This is a genomic window from Veillonella sp. (assembly GCF_019414865.1).
GTDB lineage: Bacteria > Bacillota > Negativicutes > Veillonellales > Veillonellaceae > Veillonella.
Genome location: NZ_DXLG01000149.1, coordinates 1 through 3,377, shown reverse-complemented (window position 1 = coordinate 3,377; position 3,377 = coordinate 1). Strand labels below are relative to the sequence as shown.

Annotated in this window: 2 protein-coding genes; both read right to left on the bottom strand. The window is 35.2% G+C overall.

What is annotated here, in order from left to right; translation table 11 throughout:
• Positions 1 to 762: 762 nt before the first annotated feature.
• Positions 763 to 2,019, bottom strand: a complete 1,257-nt coding sequence (locus tag QZ334_RS07545; protein ID WP_295233313.1) for a hypothetical protein — start codon at positions 2,017 to 2,019, stop codon at positions 763 to 765.
• Positions 2,020 to 2,060: 41 nt separating this feature from the next.
• On the bottom strand, positions 2,061 to 3,308 hold the full coding sequence (locus QZ334_RS07540) for a hypothetical protein (protein WP_295233311.1): 1,248 nt from the start codon (positions 3,306 to 3,308) through the stop codon (positions 2,061 to 2,063).
• Positions 3,309 to 3,377 lie beyond the last annotated feature (69 nt).

The following is a 3,377-nucleotide window of genomic DNA, read 5'->3' as shown; positions in this document are numbered from 1 at the left end:
ATATTTTAGTATATATAAGTTATGTGTATATATTTAGTATTTATATGGTTTATCTTAATTTGACGATATATATCTTTATCCCTATAATATAAGAAGATAGCCAGACGAGTCGAAACGTCAGGCGCATCTCGAAAATCAAAATACTAAGGAAATGGCCTTTCTGTTTACTTAGCTACCATGCGGTAACGGAGGGCTATTTGCTTTTTGTAAGGCAAATAAGGGCTACTAAGGCTCCAAAAGCAATGACAATAGCCAGTACTTGTAAGAGGAGCATGATTATTTCATAATCGCTCATAGACTAACGTTTGAAATAGATTAATAGTTTACCAGTGGAATGCTTAACACAGTAGAGACGACAATTAAGATATACACCACAAAACATAGTTTTAACATAAGCGCTAAACTGACAAACAGGACTTTATAGATAGGTGCGTCTTGTTTCTTAGATCGTATCCAATCTTTAATTTCATAGTATATTTTGGGCTTGTTAAAAGCTGGCGGTAATCGCTTACACCATAAAACGAGCCACAGAATACAGCATATATTCCCAAAGAGAAAGAATAGAAATAGACCAAAATGCTCCACTGAATATACTTTTAATACATAGATGTCATAAAGTAGCCGAATAAACGTCTCGACAAAGTTAATCCATAGATAGACAAGATAAGCCTTAAGCAAAAGCACTAATATAGTTTTGATATATTTGAGTTTACTCATTGGCACTCTCCTAGCTAATATTATGAAACTTAAAAACAAAATTTCTTATTGAGTTAATATTTTAATCCATTCCATATACCACGGATTAAAGATTGGATCCGCATCAAGTTTCTTTTTATGGCTATTACTTATACGCCATTGAGGTGCCTTTCGTAAACTTTCAACATTATCAAAATCTACATACTCAACCATATCGCGCAATTGTTTATGCTTATACGAAGATTTGCTTTCATCATAATCAATGCGATAACTATAATAATATTCAGAATCCTTTGTAAAATGGCGTAAATAGGATTCCCCATTAGATTTATAGCGATCAACTAGAAATCCTGGAAGACCATTATTCCAAACTGTTGCATACTGTGTAGGCGCCTCAAGGTCACCATATTTATTCAAAAATGCAAAAATTTGTTTTTTTGCCAAACTTTTATCAATAACATTAGGGTCTATTTGAAAGCGTAACACACGGATCTTAATTCCTGAGGCTTCATAAGTACGAACCTCATATTTATTATCTTCCAATGCTTCGCTCACAAGCTTAGCCTTTTTAGGAATACGATAGCTAAAATTGTCCCAATGCTTAACATGGCTATAATTATCTAACCCAGATAAGGGCTCAATAGATGGAATAATATAATTACTCATTACCACTTCAGCAAATTTATCTTGGTATGGATCATTCACATCCCCGCCACCAAGATACGTAATACCATAGGTAGTGTTCGTGTTCTTAGGCGTAAACTCTGTATACATTACATGTGTCTTGGCTTTAAGGATTTTCCAAGATGCATTTTCTAAGCCTGGATATGTATAGATACCTTCATTGTGCATACGTTTACTAAATTCTTTACCATGTGGTGGCCCCACCATCAAAATACTTGTAAAACCACGAACCACAAATAAAGGACCGTCACTTGATTTAGATTCAACTGTATCTCCACGCAAGCTAATATTTGGTACAGATAAACGAATATTATTTTTTCCTTCATGAAGTAAGATAACAGTAGATTCTGAGAATTCTCCCAGCTTAACAGCTTGAGCCAATCCAGTTTTCTCCTTAAAAACCTTTTCTATCGCAATCTTGGGTTTCTCCACACTTTTCTGAACTTTAACGCTAAATTCCTCCGCTTCTTGTATCGCCTTTTCATTACTATGGGAATAATTTTCATACGCATTAGCAGGAATGCTCGCATCTGCACCTGGAACTGGTGGTTGCCACTTTGGTACTTCGATCTGCACAGCGCTTACATTTATGGTGAAAGCAGTTGCTAATGCCATCATGATTATACTTTTACGTAACATAAAACCCTCTCTCCTCTAAGTTTTACAACACAAAAATACACTTACTTCTTGTCTTTCTTAATTTTATTTTTATTACTAATATTAACACTTTTCTTACGAAGTAATTTTACATTACCAAAGTCTGAGAACTCTACCGTATTTCTTAATTGTATATGAGAGTACGGCGCAGCTCCATCAGTATAGAGTAAATCAATAGCATAATAATATTTATCATCTCGAAGAACTCTATGAATTTTAGATTTCTTGCCCTTCCGATAATTATCAATCATATAACTTGGCACACCATTGTTCCAAACAGAAGCAGATTGAACTAATGCCTCATCAGATAATGGTTGACCTACTTTAGATGCATTAATAACCTTTTTAAAAGAAAAGTTACCATATAGATTGTCCACTTTTACAGGCCATCTAAGCACAGAAAATCTTGCAGAAGGTCCTACATACTCTCTAACTTCAGTCGTAGTATTATCCAGATTTCTCTGAGCTTTCAACTTCATTCCCTTTGGAATCCGATATGTTAAATTTTCCCATGTAATCGTTTCACTATACGAATCCATATCATCCAGAGAATGAATGGACGGAATGATATAGTTACTCATTACCTGTTCCATTTTTTCTGTAACAGGATGATTCCGATAAGCAATTCCAACGATATATGGTCGATTTGGCTGCTCTTTAAGACGCACTACAGCACCCATCATAGGATTATTTTGATTTAAGAATTTATCATTCATAAACCAGGTCCCCTCTGTTATCTCTGGATATAGGAATTGCCCTTTCTGATCAGCTTTTGTCTTAACAATATCAAGAATATCCGTTACATTAGACCCCAACATAAAGAGTGTATTTCGCTCAGTTAAAAGCTGTAAATCTTCTTTCTCATTAGAACGACTACGAGACAAATAGTCCCCTTCTAGTATGGCTGCTGGCATACTAGCACGAATATTATTATCTTGATCATGTAACAAGATTACCGTTGATTCATTCGCAGCTAAATCTATTTGATTATAGCCCCGTTGAGCCTCTGCATCTAACTTATCCTTTGACAACTTACCATTAGCAACCATTTTATCTAACTTATCTTGGTATTTGGCCTTAGCCTTAACAATATCACTAGATTTATAATTACTAAGCTTACCTGCCCGATAGTTCTCATACGCATTAGCCGGAATACTCGCATCAGCACCTGGCATAGGCGGTTGACCGGCTGGGACTTCGATTTGAACAGCGCTAACATTCATGGTGAAAGCAGCTGCTAATGCCATCATAATTATACTTTTACGTAACATAAAACCCTCTTATCTTTTTCTCTCACATTTACAATATAAATAAGCACAACCTTATTAGCATAAGTATAC

Excerpts from the sequence above, each read along its gene's own strand:
- QZ334_RS07545 (WP_295233313.1), bottom strand. The coding sequence starts at position 2,019 with ATGTTACGTAAAAGTATAATCATGATGGCATTAGCAACTGCTTTCACC.
- QZ334_RS07540 (WP_295233311.1), bottom strand. The coding sequence starts at position 3,308 with ATGTTACGTAAAAGTATAATTATGATGGCATTAGCAGCTGCTTTCACC.